The following is a 22,653-nucleotide window of genomic DNA, read 5'->3' on the forward strand; positions in this document are numbered from 1 at the left end:
AGCTTGTCGCTTACTGTCACTTTTACATCGATGTAAATTTGATGTCCATCACTCGAAAAGTTCCCGCACACAGGCGTCGGGAGCAGTAAGTAGGTACTCAGTGAAGAAGCTGATCGGAGTCGCCGCAGCAGCGTTGGTTGCGGTGGGGCTCTCAGGATGCGCGGGATCGTCAGACGATCAGGCCAGCGGCCCGGTCTCCCTGACTTTCTGGCACGGCTATACCGAAGCCGACGGCGGCGTGCTCGACGACATCGTCAAAGACTTCAACGCGTCGCAGAGTGACGTCACCGTGACGACCCAGACGAAGACATGGGCTGTGATCGATGACACGCTCCTGCCCGCCCTCTCCTCGAAGAACGGGCCGGACATTGTCGCCATGACCAGCGACCGGCTCCCGGTCTACGCGCAGAAGAAGGCGCTTGTCGACCTCGACGATTTTTACAGCCAGTCGTCGAGTAATACCAGCGCGTTGAAGCCCGAGGCTGTCGCTATGGAGACCGTTGGCGGCAAGAAGTTCGGCGTGCCGAGCGGTTTCGTTCCCCTCTCGGTCATATACAACAAGACGCTGTTCGCCGCTGCGGGCATCACGAGCTTTCCAACCACATGGGACGAGTGGGTCGCTGACGCGAAGAAGCTCACCGTCGACTCCAACGGCGACGGCACTCCGGAGCAGTACGGCCTTGCCCTTCCCGACCACGCCACGGTCGGCAACGGCATCTGGCCGAGCCTGTTCGAGGGCAACGGCGGGTCGATCACCAACGACGACGGTACTGAGTCGACCATCGACTCAGCGGAGAACGTCGAGACCCTGACCTACTGGTCGAAGGCTATTCAGAACGACAAGATCTCACCGACGGGCCTCGACGGTATCGCCGCCGACAAGCTCTTTACGGCGGGCAAGACAGCCATGGAGATCGGCGGGCCGTGGATGGCCGGGGTGGCACAGTCCTCGAATATCGACTACGGCATCGCAGCCATCCCTGCGGGCCCGAAGGCGCAAGCCGCGTCGTCGATCGGTATCTCGATCGGTGTCACGGCGCAGACAGATGCCCGCACGCAGCAGGCGGCCGAGAAGTTCCTTGCCTACTTCAACGACAAGACGACCGCCACGAAGTGGTCGCTCGGGTCGGGTTGGCCGCCCCTGCGCACAGATATCACGTCTGCCGATGTGTCGGCCAACGCGACCGTCGCAACCCTGACGGAGATCGCGCCGAACACGGTGGCTCTGCTGCCGGGAGTCGTCAACAGCACCGACGTTCTGACGGCGATCGACACGGCCACTCAGAAGGCTGTCGCCGGTGGCGATCCGAAGCAATTGCTGAGTGACGCGTCTGCGAGCATCCAGCAAGCCCTCACCAAGTAGTACCGACTACAAGTAGCACCGACTACGCCGGGGGCGGGGGTGTGCGGCCGACGAGCCCGCACCCCCGCTGCTCGCCGGGAGACACCATGACCACGCAAAACCTCGCTCGACCGCGCCGATACCGACCACCAGCGCAACTCGGCGGGCGCACGCCACTGAACGGCACGTTCAAACGACGCGCCACCATCGTCGGCTTCCTCGCTCCGGCCCTGATCATTCTCGGCGCATTCGTCGCGTGGCCGATGATTTCCGCCTTGCAGCTCTCGTTCACCGACGCGAGCGGCTTCGGCACACCCGAGTTCGTGGGTCTCGACAACTATGTGCGCGTCTTCACCGACAGCGAGATCCTTCAGTCGATGGGTAACACTGCCCTATACGCGGTGTTGTTCACCCCGACCGCGATCGTTGTGGCGCTCGTTCTCGCTCTCGTGATCAACAGCCCACGCCTGCCGTTTCGCGGCTTCTTTCGCTCCACGCTTTTCCTGCCCTTCATCGTGTCGCTCGCCGTCGCCGCGTTCGCGTGGTCGTACCTGCTCGACCCCCAGATCGGCCTGCTGAACTACTGGCTGCAGGCCGTCGGCATCCGCATCGGCAATGTCCTGCAAGATCCAGCCCTGGCTATGCCCACCGTCGTGGCGGTCGCGGTGTGGAAGAGCTTCGGGTTCTACATGGTGATCTTCCTCGCGGGCCTCCAGGAGATTCCGACAAGCCTCTACGAAGCCGCGCAACTCGACGGTGCCAACGGCTGGAAGCGATTCACCAACGTCACTTTCCCGATGCTCAGCAACACGATGGCGTTCGTCGTCATCGTGGCGCTCATCGCTGCTTTGCAGGCATTCGACCAGATCTATGTGCTGACCGGCGGCGGCCCCTACCGAAGCACAGAGACCATCGTGATGCAGATCTATCAGTCGGGGTTCAAAGACCTCGACCTCGGGTTCGCCTCCGCGCTGTCGTATGTGCTGCTCATCGTCACCCTTCTGCTCAGCCTTGTGCAGTTCCTCTTTTTCGGCCGTCGTTCAAAGGACATCAACTCGTGACCGCTCTCGTCCGCCCCCGGGTTCTGCCCTCGAGCCATGCGAGCTCGCGTCGGCGCCGTGGCGACCCAATGCGCTGGGTCTTCTTCGCGTCGTTCCTGGTCGTGACCTTCGCTCTTATGTTGCCGGTGACCATCATCGTGCTCACTGCTTTCAAACCGGCCTCCGAGGTCAATGCCTTTCCGCCGACGCTGTTCCCCCATCAGTGGACTCTCTCGAACTTCGAGGCGATCTTCTCCGAGCTGCCGTTCGGACGGCTCATTCTGAACAGCTTCGGTTTCGCCGGTGGTGTGACCGTATTCGCGCTGGTATTCGATTCGCTCGCCGCTTATGCACTCGCCCGGCTCGATTTTCGTGGGTCGCGCATCCTGCTCATTGTGATCATCGCCAGTCTGATGATCCCGTTTCAGGCAACGCTCATTCCGATCTACCAGTTGGTCTCCCAGCTCGGTTGGGTGAACACCTTCGCTGGGCTGATCGCCCCGCGCGCGGCCGATGCCTTCGGCATCTTCTTTCTGAGGCAGTTCTTCGTGTCGTTGCCCCGAGACCTCGACAACGCGGCCCGCATCGACGGCGCTTCGGAGTGGCGGGTGTTCCGAAGCATCATCTTGCCGAACGCGGTGCCCGCCTTGCTGACGCTCGGCATCTTCTTGTTCGTGAACAACTGGAACGACCTGCTCTGGCCGCTCGTGTTCACCACCGACCAGAACATGGGAACGATCACCTCCGGACTGACCCTCCTCACCGGACCTGGTGGCATCATTCCGCAGGGCGTGATGATGGCGGGCGCCCTTATAGCCGTTCTGCCGCTGGCCATCATGTTTCTGCTCGTGCAGCGCCGCTTCATCGAAAGCGTTGCGAGCACCGGCCTCAAATGATCTACGAGACGAGAACTGCTGTGAAATGGTTTGACGACGGGGAGCTGCACTTCGCCCTCGGCATCGAAGACACCTTCGTGCCGCAGAGCCGTGCCGGCGAACGGGCGATCGACGAGTACGAATTGACCGACCACTACAACCAGGTCGAGACCGACCTCTCTCTTGCGGTGGATGTCGGGGCAGAGTTTCTTCGGTGGGGTGTCCCCTGGTACCGGGTCGCGCCCGAGCCTGGTCGCTGGGACTGGTCGTGGGTCGACCGCGCAATGGACCAGTTTCGCCGTTTGGGCCTCAAGCCCATCGTCGACCTGTTGCACTATGGCACGCCGCTGTGGCTTGCCGACCAATTCGCCAACCCCGACTATCCGCATCACGTCGCGGAGTTCGGAGTTCGTTTCGCCGAGCGATACGGTGACGTTGCCACCGACTACACCCCGGTCAACGAGCCCATGGTGCACGCGCTCTTCTCGGGCGAGTACGCCTACTGGCCGCCGTACTACGACGGACCAACGGGGCTCGCGCACATCGCCACCTCCCTTGCCCGCGGTCTCGTCCTCACCCAGCAGGGCATCGCCCAGGCGCTGGGCAAGAGAGCGAGCTTCGTTCACGTGGATGCAGGCATGCGCTACGTCGGCGACGTCGATGCGCCAGAGCACCGAGATACGGTGGCCCGACTGCGTCATCAATCGTTTCTCGTTGAGGATCTTGTAACCGGCAATGTGGGTGGCGATCATCCACTGCTCAGGCAACTCGGCGAAGCCGGGGTCACGGATGCCCAGCTCGCCTGGTTCGAATCGAACGCCGTGCATCCCGATGTTATGGGGGTGAACTACTACCCCTTGCACTCGACGGAGGTGTTCGAGGCGGGGGTGCATCACGGGGGAGGGTTCGCCGATTCGCGACCGTTCTTCGACGCCGGCGCCGATGGTCTCGCGGAGGTCCTGCGCAGCTACGCCCAGCGCTACGGAGCCCCGGTGATGCTCACCGAGACGTGCGTGACGGGAAGCGTGGATGAACGGCTGGCGTGGATGGACGAATCCGTCTCGGCTCTGCACCGTCTGAAGAGCGAAGGGCTCCCCGTCGTCGGCTTCACCTGGTGGCCTCTCTTCGACATGTACGAGTGGACCTACCGGCACTCCACGGGCCCCAAGCGAGACCACTTGCTGACGATGGGACTCTTCGACCTCGTCGAGATGCCCGACGGGCGGTTGATTCGCGACCGCAACCCGGTCGCCGACCGATTCCACCAGCACGCGACCGCTGCTGTACCCCAATCCACTCCTGCCTGAAAGAAGACCTCCATGCTTCACGCCCGCATTTTCATCGACACGCGTTCCGTCATCGGACCCGTCAATCGTCGACTCTTCGGATCGTTCGTCGAACACCTGGGCCGTTCGGTCTACGACGGCATCTACGAGCCCGGCCACGAGAGCGCAGACGAAAACGGATTCCGTCGCGATGTCATCGAGCTGGTGAAAGAACTCGGCGTCACCGCGATTCGTTACCCGGGTGGCAACTTCGTTTCGGGCTTCCGCTGGGAAGACAGTGTCGGCCCCCTTGAGAGTCGGCCCCGTCGGCTCGACCTCGCCTGGCATTCGACCGAGACGAACGAGGTCGGTCTGGCTGAGTTCGACGCGTGGCTGAAGCTGGTCGACAGTGAGCTGATGCTCGCTCTGAACCTCGGCACCCGCGGCGTGCAGGAGGCACTCGATCTGCTCGAATACGCGAACCTCGCAGAGGGCACGGCGCTCGCCGAGAAGCGGATCGCAGACGGGCATCCGGAGCCGTACGGCGTGCAGATGTGGTGCCTCGGCAACGAGATGGATGGGCCGTGGCAACTCGGCCACCGTTCAGCAGACGACTACGGCAAGCTGGCTGCCCAGACCGCCCGGGCCATGCGTTCGTTCGACCCGTCGCTCGAGCTTGTGGTCTGCGGATCGTCGAGCGCATCGATGCCCACCTTCGGAGAGTGGGAACGCACCGTGCTGACCCACACCTACGACGAGGTCGACTACATTTCTTGCCACGCTTACTACGAAGATCGCGGCGACCGTGGGGACTTTCTCGCCTCAGGCGTAAACATGGATCACTTCATCGATGCTGTGGTCGCCACGGCCGATCATGTGAAGGCCGTTCGGGGTAGCTCGAAGACCATGTACATCTCGTTCGACGAATGGAACATCTGGTACAACGAGCGGTTCGAGAAGGTCGACAAGCTGACGGGCGTCGACAACTGGCCCGTCGCCCCGCGCCTGCTCGAGGATCGCTACTCCGTCACCGACGCCGTGGTCTTCGGGAGCCTGCTGATGTCGCTCCTTCGGCATGCAGACCGCGTCACCAGCGCGTCTCTCGCTCAGCTCGTGAACGTGATCGCTCCGATCATGACTGAACCTGGCGGCCCGGCCTGGCGGCAGACCACGTTCTTTCCGTTCGCCGAGACCGCGGCGCACGCGTCGGGGTCGGCCCTGCGGGTGAACGTCGAGAGCGACACCTACCAGACGGCCTCCTATGGCGACGTATCGCTCGTCGACGCGGCGGCGACCTTCGACGATCAGACGGGCAACGCGGCGATCTACCTCGTGAACCGATCGGAGCACGAGAGCGTCGAAGTGACAATAAACCTCGGCGATCTGGCCGGCTCGGTGCTGACCGCCACGAGCCTCGCCTCGAGCGACCCGGATGCCGCCAACACCCTCGACGAGCCCGATCGCGTCGGGCTCACCGCCAACGACACTCTGCGTTCGAGCGGGGCGACGGCGTCGATCACGCTGCCGCCGATCTCGTGGACGCAGATCACTGCGTTGACGCAGAACTAGCCGACCGATCGGCTCACGTTTCGGCGATTTCGACGGGTTCTTTCCAGTGGTCCAGCGCGACGGTGAAGCCGTGGATCAGGCGCTCGAAGCTGCGCTCGATGTCTACTTTGAGGGCGAACCCACCAGTGGTCTCGAGCGACACGAATCCGTGCAGGAGGGAGCGGAAGGCGCGAATCGCATCGACAGAGTCGTCGCCTTCGAGGTTGTACGCGGTGAGCACGTCGGTGATGACCCGGATGGCGGACATCGTGGTGGTCTCGTCCTCGGCATCTCCTGCGGCCGGCGGTGTCTGAGACACGACATACCGGCCGGGATGCTGGATGGCCCAGTTGCGATACGCGTGAGACATGGCGAAGATCGCGTCGGCGCCGGAGCGGCCGACGGCGGCCCGAGAGATTGCCTCCCCGAGTTCGCGCTTGGCGACCAAGGAGACGCTTCGGTGCAGGCCCGCGACGGAGTCGAGGTGCTTGTACAGCGAGGGTTGCTTCACGCCGAGCCGTTCGGCCAGGGCGGCGAGGGTGAGGGAGTTGAGCCCCACCTCATCCGCCATGATCGCGGCAGTCTCGACCACGCTGTCGCGGGTGAGGCCGACCCTAGGCAACGGGAACCACTGTGGAGAGGAAGCCCAGAACCGCGGGCGTGGTGACCTCGGGCCGCTGCGACTGGGGGTAGTGGCCGGCTTCGGGAACCATAACGACGTCTGCGTGCAGCTTCTCGCCGATCCACTTCGCTTCGGCGGCGGGGTCTGTGAAGTCGGGGTCGCTGTCGCCCATGATGACGATCGCTGGCGCCGTGACCTTGGCGAGGCTGGCCTCGGCGGGGTCGTGGTTGGTCTGGTTGGTCGTGAGCGAGAAGGCCTTGCCATAGCCGGGGCGCTTGAGGCTTGCGATCACCGTGGAGCGGTACTCCGTGAAGTCGGCGGGCTTCGTGCCCCTGTAGAGGGTGGGTAAGTAGGAGTTCCACATCGTGGTCACCCAGAGCGGTGCCATCATCGTGCGGAACAACCATGCCTGGAACGCCGATGTCGGAGGATTGCGCACGAACGGGCCGAGCAGCACCAGGCCGGAGACCTTCTCGGGATGCTCCGCGGCGACAATGACCGCGGCACCGGCTGCGAGCGAGTTGCCGCCGATGACCGCTTTGCCGCCCAACTCGTCGATCAGGGCATCGATGTCGCCGGCAGTTTCGGGGTCGCCGTACGACGAGAATGTGGTGTCGCTGTCTCCGTGGCCGCGAAGGTCGGTCGTGGCAACGGTATAGCCGGCGGCGACGAGCTCGGGTGCCAGGTAGCGGTAGCTGGCACGAAGGTCGCCCATGCCGGGAACCAGAACGACGAGGGGGCCGCTGCCCTGAACGTCGTATGCGATGCGGCCTTCGGGGCGATCGATATAGCGAGTGGGTAAGGACTTGGCGGAGAGTGATGATGTCATGTAGCTAGTATGCATTCCTGTTTGGCTAACGTCAATAGCCATTTCATGCAATGCGATTCGGGATCCGGATGCTCTTCTCGGCCTATTAATGTGAGGAGTGGCTCAACTTGCGTGCTACTCTAATCCTGAAAAGTGAGGTAGCCCTCATATTGTGCGGCTGTGCCGCGATTGGACTCGGGAGACGTGATGAATCTGACCATCTTCGGCGCCAGCGGGCGCACTGGCGTCCACCTGGTCGAGCAGGCTCTTGCCGCGGGACACGACGTGGTGGCGTTGATCCGAGATCCGGCGAAGCTCGCCCTGCGCCACGAACGGCTGCAGATCGCGCAGGGCGAACTGACCGACAAGGCAGCCGTTGAGGATGCCATCCGCGGCGCCGACGCCGTCCTCGCCGCCCTGGGTCCCAAGGTCTTCGGCGGGCCCCGGGACCTGCCCCTCGCGTCGGGAACACGCAACATCCTGGCCGCGATGCGCACGCACGGCGTCCGCAGACTCGTCTACAGCTGGGGGCCGAGCATTCTGATTCCCCGCAGTCCCCTGCTGCGCGCGTTGCGCACGGCGAGCTTCGCCCTGTTCACGCTGTTTCCTGCCACCCGCCCCATGGTCACGGAGTCGGCCGAGGTGGGCGAGGTCATTCGCGGATCGGATCGCGACTGGACCATCGTGGCCGTCACCGCGCCCAACGACACGCCCGGATCGGGGAGGGTCAAGGTGCGTACCGCGACCGGATCCGGGGATCGAGTCGGCGCGCGCATCTCCCGGGCCGACCTGGCAGAGTTCATGCTCGCTCAGTCGGATGACCTGCGATACGCGCAGCAGGAGGTGCGGATCAGCAACTGACGCCCTAGAGCGCCGGCTGTGACGATTCGGTCCATGCGGCGGCGATGCTGCGGTCGACCACGCGGCGCCAACCCGCCGGCGCTGTCCGGTCGCGGCTCGCCGTGCCGACCATCCACAGCACTGCCATGAGGTCCTCACCCGTGAAGTCGTGGGATAGGACGCCGGCGTCATGGGCGTTCTCGACAAGCTCGTGTCCGAGCGCAGTAGACCGATCGCAGGCGTTGATGAGCGCGGTTGCGTCGGGGAATCGTCGGAGCATGGCATCGTTCATGGCCGGATCGCTGAGCTGCAGGTCGATCATCTCCGAGATGAATCGCTCCAACTTCGCCCGGGGGGTCTGCTCCGCAAGCGTCCGCTCCGTGAGCGCCTTAAGCTTTTCGCCCATGACCGCGGGGACTACGGCGTCGATCAGGCCCTCGCGCGACCCCACTCGGTTGTAGAGCGTACCGATGCTCACGCCGGCCTCGCGGGCTATGTCCTCCAGTGGAGCGGATAGCCCGGTCTTGGAGAACACCGTCAAGGCGGCCGAATGCAGCTTCTCGACGTTGGCCTGTGCGTCTCGTCGAAGGCCTCGTGGCTGATTCATGTGGCCTCCACTAGATATTGAGTGCGCCCTCAAGATATGCTGAATTTGATTGAGGACAACCTCAACTTAGATCATCAACGCTGCGCCTCGCCACTTAGCGGACGTAGAAAGGACTCATCCCATGCCCCTGATCACTGTCATCGGAGCCGGCTCCGGCCTTGGCCTCGAAATCGCTCGCACCTTCGGACGCAAAGGATTCGACGTCGCTCTGGTGGCGCGCAATCAGGCGAAGCTCGACGCCCTCGCCCTCACGCTCGAGGGCGAGGGGATTCGCGCTCGCGGGTTCACGGCAGACGTCAGTAAGCCCGCCACCATCGTGAGTGCCCTCGGTGCGATCAAGACCGAGCTCGGACCGATCGACATCCTGGAGTTCTCCCCGGCCGACCCGACGATCGTGCCGGTCGACGTGCTCGAGGTGACGGCAGAGAACCTGCAGCCGCAGATCGACTTCTACCTCGGCGGAGCCCTCACAGCAATCGGCGCCGTTCTGCCGGACATGATCGCCGCCGGCACCGGAACGGTGATCGTCACGACCGGAGGTGGCTCCATCAGCCCCGTGCCGTTCCTCGGCAACATCAACATCGCCGCCGCGGGCCTCCGGAACTGGACGCTGAATCTGCACAACGCCCTCCGAGACAAGGGCGTCTATGTCGCCCATGTGGGGATCACCGCTCTCATTGGGGGCGGCCACCCGGACGCCGAGCCGGCCGTCATCGCTAAGGCATACGCGAAGCTCTACGACGACCGCCAGGATGCAGAACTGCACTACATCGCCTACAACGGTTGACCTACCCGCCCGGCCGGGGCCCGCTGCTCCGGCCGGCAGGCGCGGGAAACGGGCCAGCCACCTTGAGGCGGCGAAGCCGGGGTAGGCGTCGCTGACTGATCAGGATGCCAACGATCACGACGGTGGCGCCGATCGGCTGGTACCACGCAAGACCCTCGTGAAGGACCGAGACGCCGAGTGCAATTCCTATGACGGGAGCAATGTAGGTCACCGTTGATGCGGTGGTTGCGCCCCAATGGGCAACGATGCTCGCGTTCCAGATATAGGCAAACCCGGTGCCGAAGGCCCCGAGAGCGAGCATTGACGCGACCGCCGCGGGGGAGATGGTGACGGGTTGGCTGGCGATGAACGGGCTGAGCGCGATCATGATGACTGCGGCCATGCCCACGTGCGCCGTCGCGAGAGGGATTGCGGCGATACCTCGGGGGGACACGAATCGACGCAGGTAGACGAACGCGATCCCATAACTGAGAGTTGCGCCAAGGCAAGCGAGATAGCCACGGGGGCCGGCGTCGCCGTCGAATGCACTGAACGGATCGAGAACGAACAGGATTCCGATGAATCCGACGCCGAGGCCGCCTACCTTCCAGCGATCCGGTCGCTCCGAAGGCAGAGCGAGCAGCGCCACGATCATCGTCATCAGCGGCGTGGTCGCGTTGAGGATGCTCGCGATACTCGACGGAATGTTCTGTTGCGCCCATGCGAACAGCAGGAACGGAACAACGCAGAGCAGCATCGCTACGACGAACAGATGTGCCCAGGTGCTCACGCCGCGAGGAAGGCGTTGACGGCTGACAAGACACACGACCCCCAGAACTATCGCACCAATTGTCAGACGTGCGAACACCACCTGAGTCGGCATAAGATCCCGCAACCCTATGTCGACGAAGAAGAAACTCGACCCCCACACCAGAGCAAGCATCACGTACTGAATCAGGGTGCGATGTGGCCCTGTCGAACTCCGGGAAACGTCGGTCATGAATTCAGAATCCGTCACCGCTCCGAGAGGCGCTGGCGGAATACGGACAACACAGCCGGGCTTAGCCCTTCGGAGCAGTGTTGAGCGCAGCCGCCGCGCGGATCACGGCCTGCAGCGCATCCGCATCCACCGTCTTGCCCTCGCTGTCATCGACGCTCGTCGCGGTCGTCACCGGCGAGGCTCGCCCGTCGACTCTCGTACGACCAGCTCTGCGGGAATGATCACGCCCGGCTGGCGTTCTCCGGTGCGGATTCGCTCGAGAAGCATCCGAATCGCCGTTTCGCCGAGCAGCTGAAAATCCATGCGCACGGTGGTCAGAGGAGGTGTGCGGAACAGGGAGTCCGGCATGTCGTCGATGCCGACGATCGAGTAGTCGCGGGGCGCCGTGAACCCTCGAGCCGCCAATGCGTGTGAGAAGCCGAAGGCGATCTCGTCGTTGGCCGAGAAGACGCCGGTGAAGCTGGAGGGGTCGACGCGGGCGCCGTGGCCGGCGCCGGAACGCGCATCCCACTCCGGGCATCGAAGTACGTCGAGCGGACTCAGCCCCGCCTCGGCGATCGCGTCTCGATAGCCCTGCTCGCGTTGGCCTGATTCGTTGCGATCGCTGGGGCCCGCGAGATGAAGGATTCGCCGGTGGCCGAGTTCAATCAGGTGGCGAGTCGCGGTGAGGCCGGCGTTGTACGAGTCGGCGTGGGTGAAGTCGACAGCCGAACTCTCCTGCTCCGACAGGGTGACGACGGGCACCTCGCCGCCGACATGTTCCATGACGGCACCCAGGCCCAGATAGGGCGTGCCCACCACGATCCCATCGACCTGAAAAGACAGAAACCTGTCTAGTGCGGCGCGCACATCGCTGTGGGCGTCCTCTTCGGTATCGAGGTCGAGTTGGGTGGTGATGACCGACATGCCCGACCCGCGCGCGCCTCGTCCCACGCCTGTGAGGATCTCCGCGTTGCCGTAGTTGATCGGTCCCATCATGAGAAATCCGACGGTGTCGGTGCGTTGGACACGCAGGTTGCGGGCGACCTGATTCTGGCGATAACCGAGCTCCGCGACGGCGGCCTCGATGCGCGCCCGGGTCTCTTGACCCACGTAGCCGCCCGTGAAGAATCGGGAGACGGTCTGGGCTGATACCTCGGCGAGTCGGCCGACGTCGGCCATGCTCGGGCGGGCGCGCGTCTGATGAGGGGATGTATTTGTCATCGTTGATCTCCCGCTGATGCCGAATGTTGAGTCTAGCTACTCGCCTTCGTGCGTGATGGTGTTACTCGATCGTTATTGGTCAACCGGTTCTTCTGTACTTGTTTTCTCAATGTGTTATCGATAACGTACTCTCAATCCTCACGAGAATCTGTCTCGGAGGCAAGACGATGGCGTCGCTCCGCGGCGCTGCGATCACAGCGAAAGGACGCAATGATGCGTGCAGTGCCCAAGATCATTGCCGTCGGGCTGGGTCTCGCCCTCGTAGCCGGAGTCTCCGGTTGCTCAGGGGGCGGCTCCACCGATGGCAAGACCGAGATCACTTGGTTCAAGCTCACCGAGTCGGCTGATTCGGCGAACACAACGATCAACGAGATCGTCGCCGACTTCGAGAAGGCGAATCCCGACATCACCGTCAAGGTCGAAGGACGCGCTGTCGACGCCCACAAGGATGCACTCCGAACCACTCTCGGCACGAGCGGTTCACCGGACATCTTCTTCTCGTGGGCAGGCCCGGGGCTAGGCGGAGAGTTCATCGACGCCGGCGCCAGCCTCGACCTCGAGAAGTACTACGACGAGTACGGCTGGGCAGACAGGTTCTCGGACACCACGATGTCGACGGTGACCCAGTACGGTGGCCACGACGGTGTGCCCTATACGCAGCGCACGGAGGCCGTCTTTTACAACAAAGAGCTCTTCGCCCAGGCGGGCATCGACGCTGCGCCCACCAACTACGACGACCTCGTATCCGACGCGAAGAAACTCAAGAGCGCCGGCATAACGCCGTTCGAGTTCGGCGGCACCGTGAACTGGCACGTGATGCGACTGCTCGACAGCCTTCTCGAGACCAAATGCGGTGCCGACACTTACCAGGCGCTCGTGACCAAGAAGGCGAGCTGGGCCGACGAATCCTGCGTTGCAGATACATACAGCGAATTCGCGACCTGGACCTCGGACTATGTGAACCCCGGCTTCATCTCGATCAACAACGACGAATCCGGAGCACTGTTCTTCAGCGGCAAGGCCGCCATGGCGCTCGAGGGTGACTGGTTCAACCAGCAGGTGCGAGACGCGGGGATGGCGGAGGACTCCGTCGGAATCTTCGCGTTCCCCACGGGCACAGACCGGATCTACGGATTCAACGAGAACAACTACATCTCGGCGAACTCGAAGCACCCCGACGAGGCGGCGAAGTTCCTCGATTACCTCACCTCGGCTGAGGCGCAGAAGAAGTTCATCGCCACCTTCGGCAGCCGCTCGGTCAACGTCGATGTGGTCCCGGCCGACCAGAACGCCTTCGACGCCGAGTGGAACCCCATCGTCGCCGCGTCCACGGGCGTCTACATGAACAACGACCAGAACCTCAGCCAGAGCGAAACCACCGAGTACTGGCGCATCCAGAACCTGGTGGCGACGGGAGAGCTCGAGCCGTCGAAGGCCGGCGCCGAGTTCCAGAAGTTCATCGACCAGGAGTGACGGCAAGGTGGGCGGCACGGAACTGTGCCGCCCACCTTCTCCGCCCCGGTTACCGAGAGGCATCATGTCAACGACATCCACCACCGCCCCCAGTCGTACGTCGCGCACTTCACGGCCACGTCGACGGCTCGCCCGTTTCGGCAGTACGGGCTTCATCGCGGCCCTGCCCTTCCTCGCCCCGGCTCTTGTCGCCTATCTCGTCTTCGTCGTCGCACCAGCCCTCGAGTCGGTTCGGTTGAGCTTCTTCGAATGGTCGGGCTTTCAGGGGGCACCGCAGGTTTTCGTCGGGCTGCAGAACTACGTGCGGATCTTCACCCATGACCCGGTCTTCTGGACCGCTCTGAGCAACACCGTGATCTGGGTCATCCTTTCTCTGGTGATCCCGGTGGGTCTGGGCCTTGTGATGGCTCTGGCGCTCAACCGCAAGATCTTCGGGCGAAACCTCTTCCGCTCGGTCTTCTACATCCCCGGCGTTCTGGCGCCGATCGCGATCGCGAACATGTGGCGGTGGATGTACAACCCGAACTACGGAATAGGCGTGAACCTCGCGCAGCTTTTCAATCTTCCGTGGCTTGCCGACGTGCAGTGGCTCGGCGACAAGAACCTCGCTCTCTACTCGATCTTCGCCGCGTTCGTGTGGCAAATCGCTGGAACCAACATGGTTCTCTTCCTTGCCGGCCTGCAGGGTGTGTCCCCCGACCACGTCGAAGCTGCCAAGCTCGACGGCGCCAACCGGTGGCAGGTCTTCCGCAACGTCGTGATGCCGTCGCTGCGCCCCACCACCGTCGTTGTCGTCGTGCTCACGATCATCAACTCCATCAAGGTGTTCGACCTCATCGTCGGCATGACCGGCGGAGGCCCGGCCCAGCAGACCCAGGTGCTGGCGCTGTGGTCGTTCCAACAATCCTTCAACAACCACGAGTACGGCTCCGGCAACGCGATCGCGACCGTGCTGCTCGTGATCACGCTCATCATCGTTGTGCCCTACATGGTGTGGACGGCGAAGCAGGAGAAGAACTCATGACCGTCACCGCCATCCCCACAGCCGCCGCTCCCGTGGCGAACCCGTCGCCCAAGCGCAAGCCTCGCCCGTTGTCGCGCGGCCGCGACTGGGTGCGAGTGGGCCTCTGGGTCGCTCTCCTGTTCTCCGTTCTGATCTGGGCCGTTCCGCTCATCTTCATGGTCTTCACGTCGCTGAAGAGTGAGGCCGACATCTTCGGTACGCCGGCGTTCGTGCCGCCGTGGGCCCCCGAGTGGGGAAACTACGTCGAGGCTCTCGACCGAGGCCACCTGCTCACCGCGGGCGGAAACAGCCTGATCGTCGCGATCATCAAAGTGCCGGTCGGTCTATTCATCTCCGCCGCTGCAGCGTTTGCCCTGTCTCGGATCCGGTTCAAGCGTCAGCGTTTGCTGATGGGAGTCATCGCGCTCGGCGCGATGGTGCCGATCCAGGTTGCGATCGCGCCGCTCTTCCAGGTCATCAACGGACTCAACCTGCTCAGCACGAACCTCGGCCTGATCCTGCCGTACATCGCCTTCGGACTGCCTTACCAGACGTTCATCCTCTACGGCTTCTTCCGTCAGATCCCCGAGGAGATTGACGAGAGCGCACGTATCGACGGCGCAGGAAACTGGAGGCTCTTCCTCACGATCATTTTGCCGCTGGCCAAGCCCGCTCTGGCGGCACTGTTCATCCTCGACTTCGTCGCCACGTGGAACGAGTACTCGATCGCGCTGGCGCTGCTGCAGAGCCAGGATTCCTGGACCATTCCGCTCGCGCTCCAGGGCTTCCAATCTCAGTTCACCAGTTCTTACGGGCCCCTGAACGCCTTCACCATCATGTCCGTGTTCCCCGTGCTGATCGTCTACCTGATGTTCCAGCGCTACTTCGTCGAGGGCGCCTTCGCCGGTGCTGTGAAGGGTTGACCGTGCCCAGCGCCACCACCACCGCCGATCGATTCACCCGCAACACTCCGCTCTTCCACGTTCTTCGTGACCCCCGTGGGCACGATGCCGTCGAGCGGTACCTGCCAGGACTCGTCATGTCCTCGACGCTGCACACCCTCCACGGCTTCCCGATCGGCCTCATTGCGGACACCGAGGAGAGTCTCACCCCCGAGGCCCGTGCGGCCTTCGTCGCCGACGTCGAAGCTATCGACCTCTCCCTGCCTGCCCCCGTGCGGGAGCCCGAGCGATACATCGCACCCTCGGCCGCATACGAGGACTCGACTATCGCTCGCGGATCCGCCACAGCTGTGGCGACGGAACACGTGTCTCGGTTCGGCCGATTCGAGCTGCAGGTGGATGGTCCCCACTCGGGCAATCCCTTCATCGACGTGGAGTTCGCAGCGACCATCTCCGGTCCCGACGGATCGGTCCGAGTGCCAGGCTTCTACGACGGCGACGGTGTGTACCGCCTGCGTTGGCTCGCCGAGGTCGAGGGCCCCTTCACCTTTACGACAGCGAGCAACGCTCGATCCCTCGATGGCATCACCGGCGGCTTCACCGTCGGCTCGGCTGCAGAACGCGCGCACGGTCCAGTGCGGGTTGCGAACACCTTTCACTTCGCCCACGCGGACGGCGCCCGGTACCGCCCCATCGGCACCACCTCGTATGTCTGGACGCACCAGGGCGACGAGCTCGAAGAGCAGACGTTGCGCACCCTCGCCGACTCCCCGTTCACCAAGATGCGCATGTGCGTGTTTCCCAAGTCCTATCTCTTCAACGAGAACGAGCCGCAGCTCTTTCCGTTCGAGGGGGATGCGCGCGCCGGCTTCGACGTGCGGCGGCCGAATCCCGAGTACTGGCGCCACCTCGAGAAGCGCATCGACCAGCTCGCGGAGCTCGGCATCGAAGCCGACCTGATCCTGTTCCACGCCTACGATCGGTGGGGATTCTCGACGATGGACCCCGTCGCGGACGACCGCTACGTCGCCTACGCCGTCGCACGACTCGCGTCGTTCGCGAACATCTGGTGGTCACTGGCGAACGAGTACGATCTGCTCTTCGAGAAGACCACCGAGGACTGGGAGCGCTTCGCCGCGATCGTGACAGCCAATGATCCGGCCGACCACCTGCTCTCCATCCACAATTGCCGAGACTTCTACGACTACTCCCGCCCGTGGATCACCCACGCCAGCATTCAACGGCAGGACATCTACAAGACATCGGAGACGACGAACGAGTGGCGCGAGGCCTGGCGCAAGCCTGTCGTCATCGACGAGTGCGCCTACGAGGGCAACATCGATCAAGGCTGGGGCAACATCACCGGCGAGGAGATGACCCGACGTTTCTGGGAAGGCGCACTACGGGGTGGTTACGTCGGACACGGTGAAACCTACGTCGACGCGAACGACATCCTCTGGTGGGCCAAGGGCGGTTCCTTGCGCGGCACCAGCCCCGATCGCATCGAGTTCCTCGACAGCATCCTCGCGGAGGGCCCGACTGAAGGGCTCGAGCCGATCCCCCTCGACTGGGACATACCGCGGGCAGGAGTGGAGAACGAGTACTACCTCTACTATTTCGGCTTCAACCGCCCCACGTATCGTCGCTTCCTGCTCGAGCCTTCGCGCAGCTACACCGTCGACGTGATTGACACGTGGAACATGACCATCACCCGCCTCGCTGGTGTGTACAGGGGGCGCTTCAGAATCGATCTGCCCGGCCGGCCGTACATGGCGGTGCGGCTGATCGCTGTAGACGACTGAGGAGAGCGCGCTTCAACGCAGGAAGAACCGACCGTCGGCGGGCAGAGCGGCCCGATTTTGGCCATTTCTCCTGAAATAGAGCGGCGCGTCTGGCCCGGCACGGCCATCGCCGTATGGGCTCGCAGCCCTGGGGCAGACGGTCGGCCTCATGCCGCCGACCTTATGCCCGGGATGCTGATCAACGCGTACTCGTCGGAGCCGGGGGAATCGGGGCTGTACGGCAACGAGGCATCGGCGCAGCTGAGGACGTACGGGTTGGCTGTGTGCGAGTGGTTTTCCGAAGCTGACATGGGTGCAATCGATGCCGTCGAGGCAGAATCCCAAGCGATCGTTGCCTGGTCTAAACGTCATAGCAAGAACAAGCCCCCTGTGTCGCCCGAGCTGCTGGCAACTCGGTATCGCGAAGCCCTGGATCGCTACTTCGGCAGTTCTTGACCCGGTGGCCGAAGAACGAAGTCAGGCTTTCGGAGCAGTGTTGAGCGCAGCCGCCGCGCGGATCACGGCCTGCAGCGCATCCGCATCCACCGTCTCGCCCTCGCGGATGTCGATGGCCCGCCGCACGCCCGCGCCCGCGGCGAGCAGGCCCTCGGGGTCATGAATCGACGACCCCTTCGGGAAGGTGAGCTTGACCTTGTCTTTGTAGGTCTCGCCGGTGCAGATGAGTCCGTCGAGGCTCCAGGTTGCGACGCCGAGGGGGTTCGTGGGCTTCTTCCACTTGGCTTCTTCGACGACGTCGGGCAGGGCCTCGACGATCAGGCCCCGGATGCGCGAGAGCGTGTCGCCGCGCCAGTCCGGAAAGGCGGCGACGATCTGATCTACGTCGGGTGATGCCATGAGAAGGCCTCCTTGTTTTGCAGCGCGTACTGCGCATCAACGCCATGCTAGATGCTTTCGGCGCGGTCTCTAGATGGATGCTGCCGGCTATGCCACCGAGGGGTCGTGGTGGCTGAGAAACTCGTACACCTCTGTCGAGTCCACGCCCGTGAACCCCGTGGTCGGCATAGCGGCGTGGAGCGACGAGTTCAGCCGTGCGGTGGGGAATGCTTGGCCCTCCCATCGCTCGGACAACGCCGCCGGCGGGCGGCGACAGCAGCTTTCATCCGGACACGTCGAGGTGAAGCGGTTCGTGGTGTCACGGCCGCGGAACCACTTCGAGTTCGCGAACGATGTGCCCACACTCACCGAGAACTGACCTCGCTGCGATCCCTGGATGCGTGAGGTGCACCAGTAGGTTCCCGAGGGCTTGTCGGTGTACTGGTGATAGGGGCTGAAGTGGTCGTCGACATCGAATACCCGTCGCGCGCTCCACTTGCGGCACACGATCTGACCCTCGACCGCGCCCAGCGCATCCGTCGGGAACATAACGCTGTCGTTCTCGTAGGCCTTCGAGATCACGCCGGACTCGTGCGCCTTCACGAAGTGCACGGGAATGTCGAGGTGCTCCGTGGCCAGGTTGGTGAAGCGGTGTGCGGCGGTCTCGTAGCTCACCCCGAATCCGTCACGGAGATCTTCGACCGAGAGTTCCCGGGCCTCCTTGGCGCGGCTCAGCAACTCGACCGCACCCTTCTCGGGAATGAGGAGGGCCGCGGCCAGATAGTTGATCTCAACTCGCTGCTGCAGGAACTCGGCGTAGTTCTTCGGCTCCTCCCGGTGCAGCACATGGGAGGCGAGTGCCTGCAGAACGACCGACCGAGGATCGGCGTCGGGGCTCTGCTGGTGCGGCACGTAGATTCGGCCGTTTCGAGTGTCGGTGATCGACCTGGTCGACACCGGCAGATCGCGCACATAGTGGAGGGTGAAGCCGAGGTGGCTCGCGAGGTCGGCCGCTACCCTCTGCGATAGAGGGCCGCCCGGGTGGCCGACCGCCTGATGAAGGGAATGCGCCATCTCTTCGAGTTCGGCGAAGTAGTTGTGGCGTCGGCGCATCGCCGAGCGCAGATCGGTGTTGGCGCGGCGGGCTTCCTCGGGCGTTGCCGCGCGTTCGGTATGGATGCGCTCGAGCTCGCGATGCAGCGCCAGGATCGTTTTCATCGACTCGTCGCTGAGCGACTTGCGAACAGGCATGGGTCCGAGCCCGAGAGATGCGAACAACGGCCCGCGTTGCGCTCTCTCGAATGCGATCTCGAGCGCCGCGCGCTCGTTCGCGGGTTCCGCCGACAGCAACTGCTCGGGCGACACATTGAGGGCGGCTGCGAAACGCTGCAGCTCGCCCAGCTTCAGCTCGCGTTTGCCGTTCTCGACGACCGACACCTGAGAGGGGGCGCGACCGATCGCCCGGGCAAGGCCGTCGAGCGTCATGCCCTGGTCGGTGCGCAACTGCCGGATGCGGCGGCCGATGACGAGGGAGTCGAACATAAGCCCATCCTGAATCGAAAAGGCGGGGCTGGTCGTCATGGGAGACCTCCAAGGTCGCGACTTCTTCGTCTAAGCAGAAAACTAGTCGATCTTCTGTGGGCGAGACCGGTAAATCGACGATTCCTCGGCGCATAGTCGAAAAACGAAGTCATTCGACCCGTGATTCGACGCAAAGGAGCGACACCATGAGCACCATCCGCCACGGAGACCAGACCCAGACGGCCGCCGAACTCGAGCGTGAGTGGAAGACCGACGCCCGGTGGAACGGCATCCAGCGCGACTACACGGCAGACGACGTGATCGCCCTGCGCGGGCGGGTCGCCGAAGAGAACACTCTTGCCCGACGAGGCGCAGAGAATCTCTGGGAGCTCATCCACGATGAGCAATCCTGGGTCGCCGCTCTCGGAGCGCTCACCGGAAACCAAGCGGTGCAGCAGGTTCGTGCGGGACTGAAGGCCATCTATCTCTCGGGCTGGCAGGTCGCCGCTGACGCCAACCTCAGTGGCCAGACCTACCCCGACCAGAGCCTGTATCCAGCCAACTCGGTGCCCGCCGTCGTGCGCCGCATCAACAACGCCCTGCTGCGCGCAGACCAGATCGAGTACTCAGAAGGGCTGCCCGAGCGCGAGTGGCTTGTTCCGATCGTGGCGGATGCGGAGGCCGGCTTCGGCGGTCCGCTCAACGCCTACGAACTCATGAAGTCGATGATTCAGGCAGGCGCTGCGGGCGTTCACTGGGAGGACCAGCTCGCCAGCGAGAAGAAGTGCGGACACATGGGCGGAAAGGTGCTCGTTCCCACCGGCCAGCACATTCGCACGCTCAACGCGGCGCGTCTGGCGGCCGACGTCGCGGGCGTGCGAACGATCATCATCGCCCGCACTGACTCTCTCGCGGCCAACCTCATCACGAGCGATGTCGACGAACGCGACCAGAACTTTCTCGATGGATCGCGCACCCCGGAGGGCTTCTACGGAACCACTCCTGGAATCGAGACGGTCATCGCCCGGGGCCTGGCCTACGCGCCCTACGCCGATCTGCTCTGGGTCGAGTCGTCCGAGCCCGATATCGAGCTCGCCCGTGTGTTCGCCGAGGCCATCCACAAGGAGTTCCCCGGCAAGCTGCTGGCGTACAACTGCTCGCCGAGCTTCAACTGGAAGGCGAAGCTGAGCGACGCCCAGATCGCGAGCTTCCAGAGCGGCCTGGCGGCCATGGGATACGCGTTCCAGTTCATCACCCTCGCAGGGTTCCACGCCCTGAACCACTCCATGTACACCCTCGCCCGCGCATACGGCGAGCGGCATATGAGCGCCTACGTCGAGCTGCAGGAGGCCGAATTCGCCTCTGAGGCCGACGGATACACCGCCACGAAACACCAGCGTGAGGTGGGCACCGGCTACTTCGACCGGATAGCCACGGCTCTGAACCCAGAGAGCGCCACCCTCGCGCTCGTGGGATCGACCGAATCCGAACAATTTCACTGATCAGCTTCTTCTGAAAGGGCACCAGACCATGTCTTCACACAACTCCATCACCATCCGTGCCGATCTCGACGAGAGATTCGACGAGATCCTGACCCCGGCATCCCTCGCCTTTCTCGCTCGGCTGCACGACCAGTTCGCCGGGCGTCGGCACGACAGGCTCGATGCCCGGATGCGATTCCGCAAGCGGATCGAGAACGGTCACGATCTGCGCTTTCTGCCCGAGACCCGGTCGATCCGCGAGAACACCGAATGGCGGGTGGCCGGCGCCGGCCCCGGACTCGACGATCGCCGTGTCGAGATCACCGGGCCCACCGATCGCAAGATGACGATCAACGCCCTCAATTCAGGCGCGAAGGCGTGGCTCGCCGACCTCGAGGATGCGACGAGCCCCACCTGGGCGAACGTCATCGGCGGTCAGATCTCGCTCTTCGATGCCATTCGTGGGCAGATCGACTTCGTCTCGGAAGAGGGCAAGGAATATCGCGTCACCGCTGAAGAGACTCCGACCATCATCATGAGGCCGCGCGGCTGGCAGCTCGTGGAGAAGCACCTCTGGTACACCGACCGGGCGGGCCACACGAGCCCCGCTTCCGCGTCTCTCGTCGACTTCGGGCTCTACTTCTTTCACAACGCTCAGGCGCTGATCGACGGCGGTCGTGGCCCGTACTTCTACCTGCCGAAGCTCGAGAACCACCTCGAAGCGCGGCTGTGGGATGACATCTTCACCTTCTCGGAGAATGCGCTGCGGATTCCCCACGGCAGCATCCGGGCCACAGTTCTGATCGAGACCATCTCGGCGGCATTCGAGATGGACGAGATTCTCTACGAGCTGCGCGACCACGCGGCCGGGCTGAACGCGGGGCGCTGGGACTACATCTTCAGTCTCATCAAGAACTACCGCTGCCGCGGGCGCAGCTACGTTCTTCCCGAGCGGTCGCTGATCACGATGACGGTTCCGTTTATGCGGGCATACACCGAGCTGCTCGTTCAGACCTGCCATAAGAGGGGAGCACATGCCATCGGAGGCATGAGCGCCTTCATCCCCAACCGTCGTGACCCCGAGGTTACAGAGCGGGCACTCGCGAAGGTGGCCGACGACAAGCGGCGCGAGGCCAACGATGGCTTCGATGGCAGCTGGGTCGCGCATCCGGATCTCATTCCGACCGCACGCGCCGAGTTCGACGCCGTGCTGGGCGACCGGCCGAACCAGCTCGAGCGTCAGCGCCCCGAGGTCTCGGTGACCGCGCGCGAGCTCATCGATCTCAGCGGCATCGAGAAGACGGTGACGGATGCCGGGCTGCGGTCGAACGTGTCGATCGCGTTGCGCTACATCGAGAGCTGGCTGCGCGGCACGGGAGCGGCGGCCATCGACAACCTCATGGAGGACGCGGCGACCGCCGAGATCTCGCGGTCGCAGATCTGGCAGTGGATTCGCTACGGCATCGTCACAGAAGAGGGCACGACCATTACCCACGCGCTGGTCGAGTCTCTTTTGCAGGAGGAACTGCGGGCGATGCAACGCAGCGGTTCCGACCGTTTCGACGAGGCTGCCGAGATCGTCAAAATGGTGGCTCTGGAGGAGGACTTCCCGACCTTCCTCACCATTCCGGCGTACGCGCAGTACCTCGTTGAAAGGCCGGCCGCAATCGCGGCGTGATCACGCCCGAGACGGCCACAAGCCGCGTGGTCGGCGACGTGGGTTCCCCACCCCGCGCCGGCCA

The 22,653-nt window shown here is 63.7% G+C and carries 21 protein-coding genes; 14 read left to right on the forward strand and 7 right to left on the reverse strand.

The features are described from left to right. Positions 1–100: 100 nt before the first annotated feature. The 5 genes from TZ00_RS09645 to arfA all read left to right on the forward strand — a co-directional run bounded on the left by TZ00_RS09645 (position 101) and on the right by arfA (position 6,091). Positions 101–1,363, forward strand: coding sequence for an ABC transporter substrate-binding protein (locus TZ00_RS09645; RefSeq protein WP_044441145.1), 1,263 nt, complete (start codon positions 101–103; stop codon positions 1,361–1,363). Between the two features lie 86 nt (positions 1,364–1,449). Further along, a complete protein-coding gene (locus TZ00_RS09650; protein ID WP_044441146.1) occupies positions 1,450–2,403 on the forward strand; it encodes a carbohydrate ABC transporter permease in 954 nt (317 codons plus the stop codon). After that, positions 2,400–3,278 (forward strand): carbohydrate ABC transporter permease, encoded by an 879-nt coding sequence (locus tag TZ00_RS09655; protein ID WP_044441147.1) that lies wholly within the window; start codon positions 2,400–2,402, stop codon positions 3,276–3,278. The genes TZ00_RS09650 and TZ00_RS09655 overlap by 4 nt, the downstream gene beginning before the upstream one ends. Before the next feature lie 20 nt (positions 3,279–3,298). After that, positions 3,299–4,564 carry a family 1 glycosylhydrolase gene (locus tag TZ00_RS09660; protein ID WP_238579636.1) on the forward strand — a complete coding sequence of 422 codons (1,266 nt, stop codon included), beginning with the start codon at positions 3,299–3,301 and terminating at the stop codon, positions 4,562–4,564. A gap of 12 nt (positions 4,565–4,576) precedes the next feature. Further along, positions 4,577–6,091 (forward strand): arabinosylfuranosidase ArfA, encoded by a 1,515-nt coding sequence (gene arfA / locus TZ00_RS09665; RefSeq protein ID WP_044441149.1) that lies wholly within the window; start codon positions 4,577–4,579, stop codon positions 6,089–6,091. Between the two features lie 13 nt (positions 6,092–6,104). Here arfA and TZ00_RS09670 read toward each other — a convergent pair whose 3' ends face one another. After that, the gene (locus tag TZ00_RS09670) at positions 6,105–6,692 is read right to left on the reverse strand and encodes a TetR/AcrR family transcriptional regulator (protein ID WP_044441150.1); all 588 of its coding nucleotides are present in this window, start codon (positions 6,690–6,692) and stop codon (positions 6,105–6,107) included. Beyond that, positions 6,685–7,521 (reverse strand): alpha/beta fold hydrolase, encoded by an 837-nt coding sequence (locus TZ00_RS09675; protein WP_044441151.1) that lies wholly within the window; start codon positions 7,519–7,521, stop codon positions 6,685–6,687. Before TZ00_RS09675 ends, TZ00_RS09670 begins: the two co-directional genes overlap by 8 nt. A gap of 186 nt (positions 7,522–7,707) precedes the next feature. Here TZ00_RS09675 and TZ00_RS09680 point away from each other — a divergent pair, with 186 nt between their 5' ends. Continuing rightward, positions 7,708–8,361 carry an NAD(P)-dependent oxidoreductase gene (locus TZ00_RS09680; protein ID WP_044441152.1) on the forward strand — a complete coding sequence of 218 codons (654 nt, stop codon included), beginning with the start codon at positions 7,708–7,710 and terminating at the stop codon, positions 8,359–8,361. Positions 8,362–8,365: 4 nt separating this feature from the next. Here TZ00_RS09680 and TZ00_RS09685 read toward each other — a convergent pair whose 3' ends face one another. Next, positions 8,366–8,947 carry a TetR/AcrR family transcriptional regulator gene (locus TZ00_RS09685; RefSeq protein ID WP_044441153.1) on the reverse strand — a complete coding sequence of 194 codons (582 nt, stop codon included), beginning with the start codon at positions 8,945–8,947 and terminating at the stop codon, positions 8,366–8,368. Positions 8,948–9,068: 121 nt separating this feature from the next. Between TZ00_RS09685 and TZ00_RS09690 the strand changes: the two genes are divergently transcribed. Beyond that, the gene (locus TZ00_RS09690; RefSeq protein WP_044441154.1) at positions 9,069–9,734 is read left to right on the forward strand and encodes an SDR family NAD(P)-dependent oxidoreductase; all 666 of its coding nucleotides are present in this window, start codon (positions 9,069–9,071) and stop codon (positions 9,732–9,734) included. A gap of 1 nt (position 9,735) precedes the next feature. Here TZ00_RS09690 and TZ00_RS09695 read toward each other — a convergent pair whose 3' ends face one another. Beyond that, positions 9,736–10,713, reverse strand: coding sequence for a DMT family transporter (locus TZ00_RS09695; protein WP_044441155.1), 978 nt, complete (start codon positions 10,711–10,713; stop codon positions 9,736–9,738). Between the two features lie 168 nt (positions 10,714–10,881). Further along, on the reverse strand, positions 10,882–11,916 hold the full coding sequence (locus tag TZ00_RS09700; protein ID WP_084606022.1) for a LacI family DNA-binding transcriptional regulator: 1,035 nt from the start codon (positions 11,914–11,916) through the stop codon (positions 10,882–10,884). A gap of 222 nt (positions 11,917–12,138) precedes the next feature. On the opposite strand from TZ00_RS09700, the gene TZ00_RS09705 reads away from it, so the two are divergent. From TZ00_RS09705 to TZ00_RS09725, 5 genes are all read left to right on the forward strand, one after another. Then, the gene (locus tag TZ00_RS09705; RefSeq protein WP_238579637.1) at positions 12,139–13,389 is read left to right on the forward strand and encodes an ABC transporter substrate-binding protein; all 1,251 of its coding nucleotides are present in this window, start codon (positions 12,139–12,141) and stop codon (positions 13,387–13,389) included. Positions 13,390–13,453: 64 nt separating this feature from the next. Beyond that, positions 13,454–14,413: a carbohydrate ABC transporter permease gene (locus tag TZ00_RS09710; protein ID WP_084606023.1), complete on the forward strand. Its 960-nt coding sequence runs from the start codon at positions 13,454–13,456 to the stop codon at positions 14,411–14,413. After that, entirely contained in the window at positions 14,410–15,315 is a 906-nt protein-coding gene (locus TZ00_RS09715) for a carbohydrate ABC transporter permease (RefSeq protein ID WP_052521447.1), read from the forward strand. The genes TZ00_RS09710 and TZ00_RS09715 overlap by 4 nt, the downstream gene beginning before the upstream one ends. Before the next feature lie 2 nt (positions 15,316–15,317). Continuing rightward, positions 15,318–17,096, forward strand: a complete 1,779-nt coding sequence (locus TZ00_RS09720) for a DUF5605 domain-containing protein (protein WP_044441159.1) — start codon at positions 15,318–15,320, stop codon at positions 17,094–17,096. A gap of 171 nt (positions 17,097–17,267) precedes the next feature. Further along, positions 17,268–17,531, forward strand: a complete 264-nt coding sequence (locus tag TZ00_RS09725) for a hypothetical protein (protein ID WP_152631137.1) — start codon at positions 17,268–17,270, stop codon at positions 17,529–17,531. Between the two features lie 21 nt (positions 17,532–17,552). Here the strand turns inward: TZ00_RS09725 and TZ00_RS09730 are convergent, their stop codons facing one another. Further along, the gene (locus tag TZ00_RS09730; protein ID WP_044441163.1) at positions 17,553–17,930 is read right to left on the reverse strand and encodes a DUF1801 domain-containing protein; all 378 of its coding nucleotides are present in this window, start codon (positions 17,928–17,930) and stop codon (positions 17,553–17,555) included. 87 nt (positions 17,931–18,017) lie between these two features. Next, the gene (locus TZ00_RS09735; RefSeq protein WP_044441164.1) at positions 18,018–19,490 is read right to left on the reverse strand and encodes a helix-turn-helix transcriptional regulator; all 1,473 of its coding nucleotides are present in this window, start codon (positions 19,488–19,490) and stop codon (positions 18,018–18,020) included. 146 nt (positions 19,491–19,636) lie between these two features. On the opposite strand from TZ00_RS09735, the gene aceA reads away from it, so the two are divergent. Continuing rightward, on the forward strand, positions 19,637–20,932 hold the full coding sequence (aceA, locus tag TZ00_RS09740; RefSeq protein ID WP_044441166.1) for an isocitrate lyase: 1,296 nt from the start codon (positions 19,637–19,639) through the stop codon (positions 20,930–20,932). Positions 20,933–20,960: 28 nt separating this feature from the next. Beyond that, positions 20,961–22,589: a malate synthase A gene (gene aceB / locus TZ00_RS09745; RefSeq protein WP_044441168.1), complete on the forward strand. Its 1,629-nt coding sequence runs from the start codon at positions 20,961–20,963 to the stop codon at positions 22,587–22,589. The last annotated feature ends 64 nt before the right edge of the window (positions 22,590–22,653 follow it).

The organism is Agreia bicolorata (genome assembly GCF_000938265.1).
In the GTDB taxonomy this organism is placed as follows: domain Bacteria; phylum Actinomycetota; class Actinomycetes; order Actinomycetales; family Microbacteriaceae; genus Agreia; species Agreia bicolorata.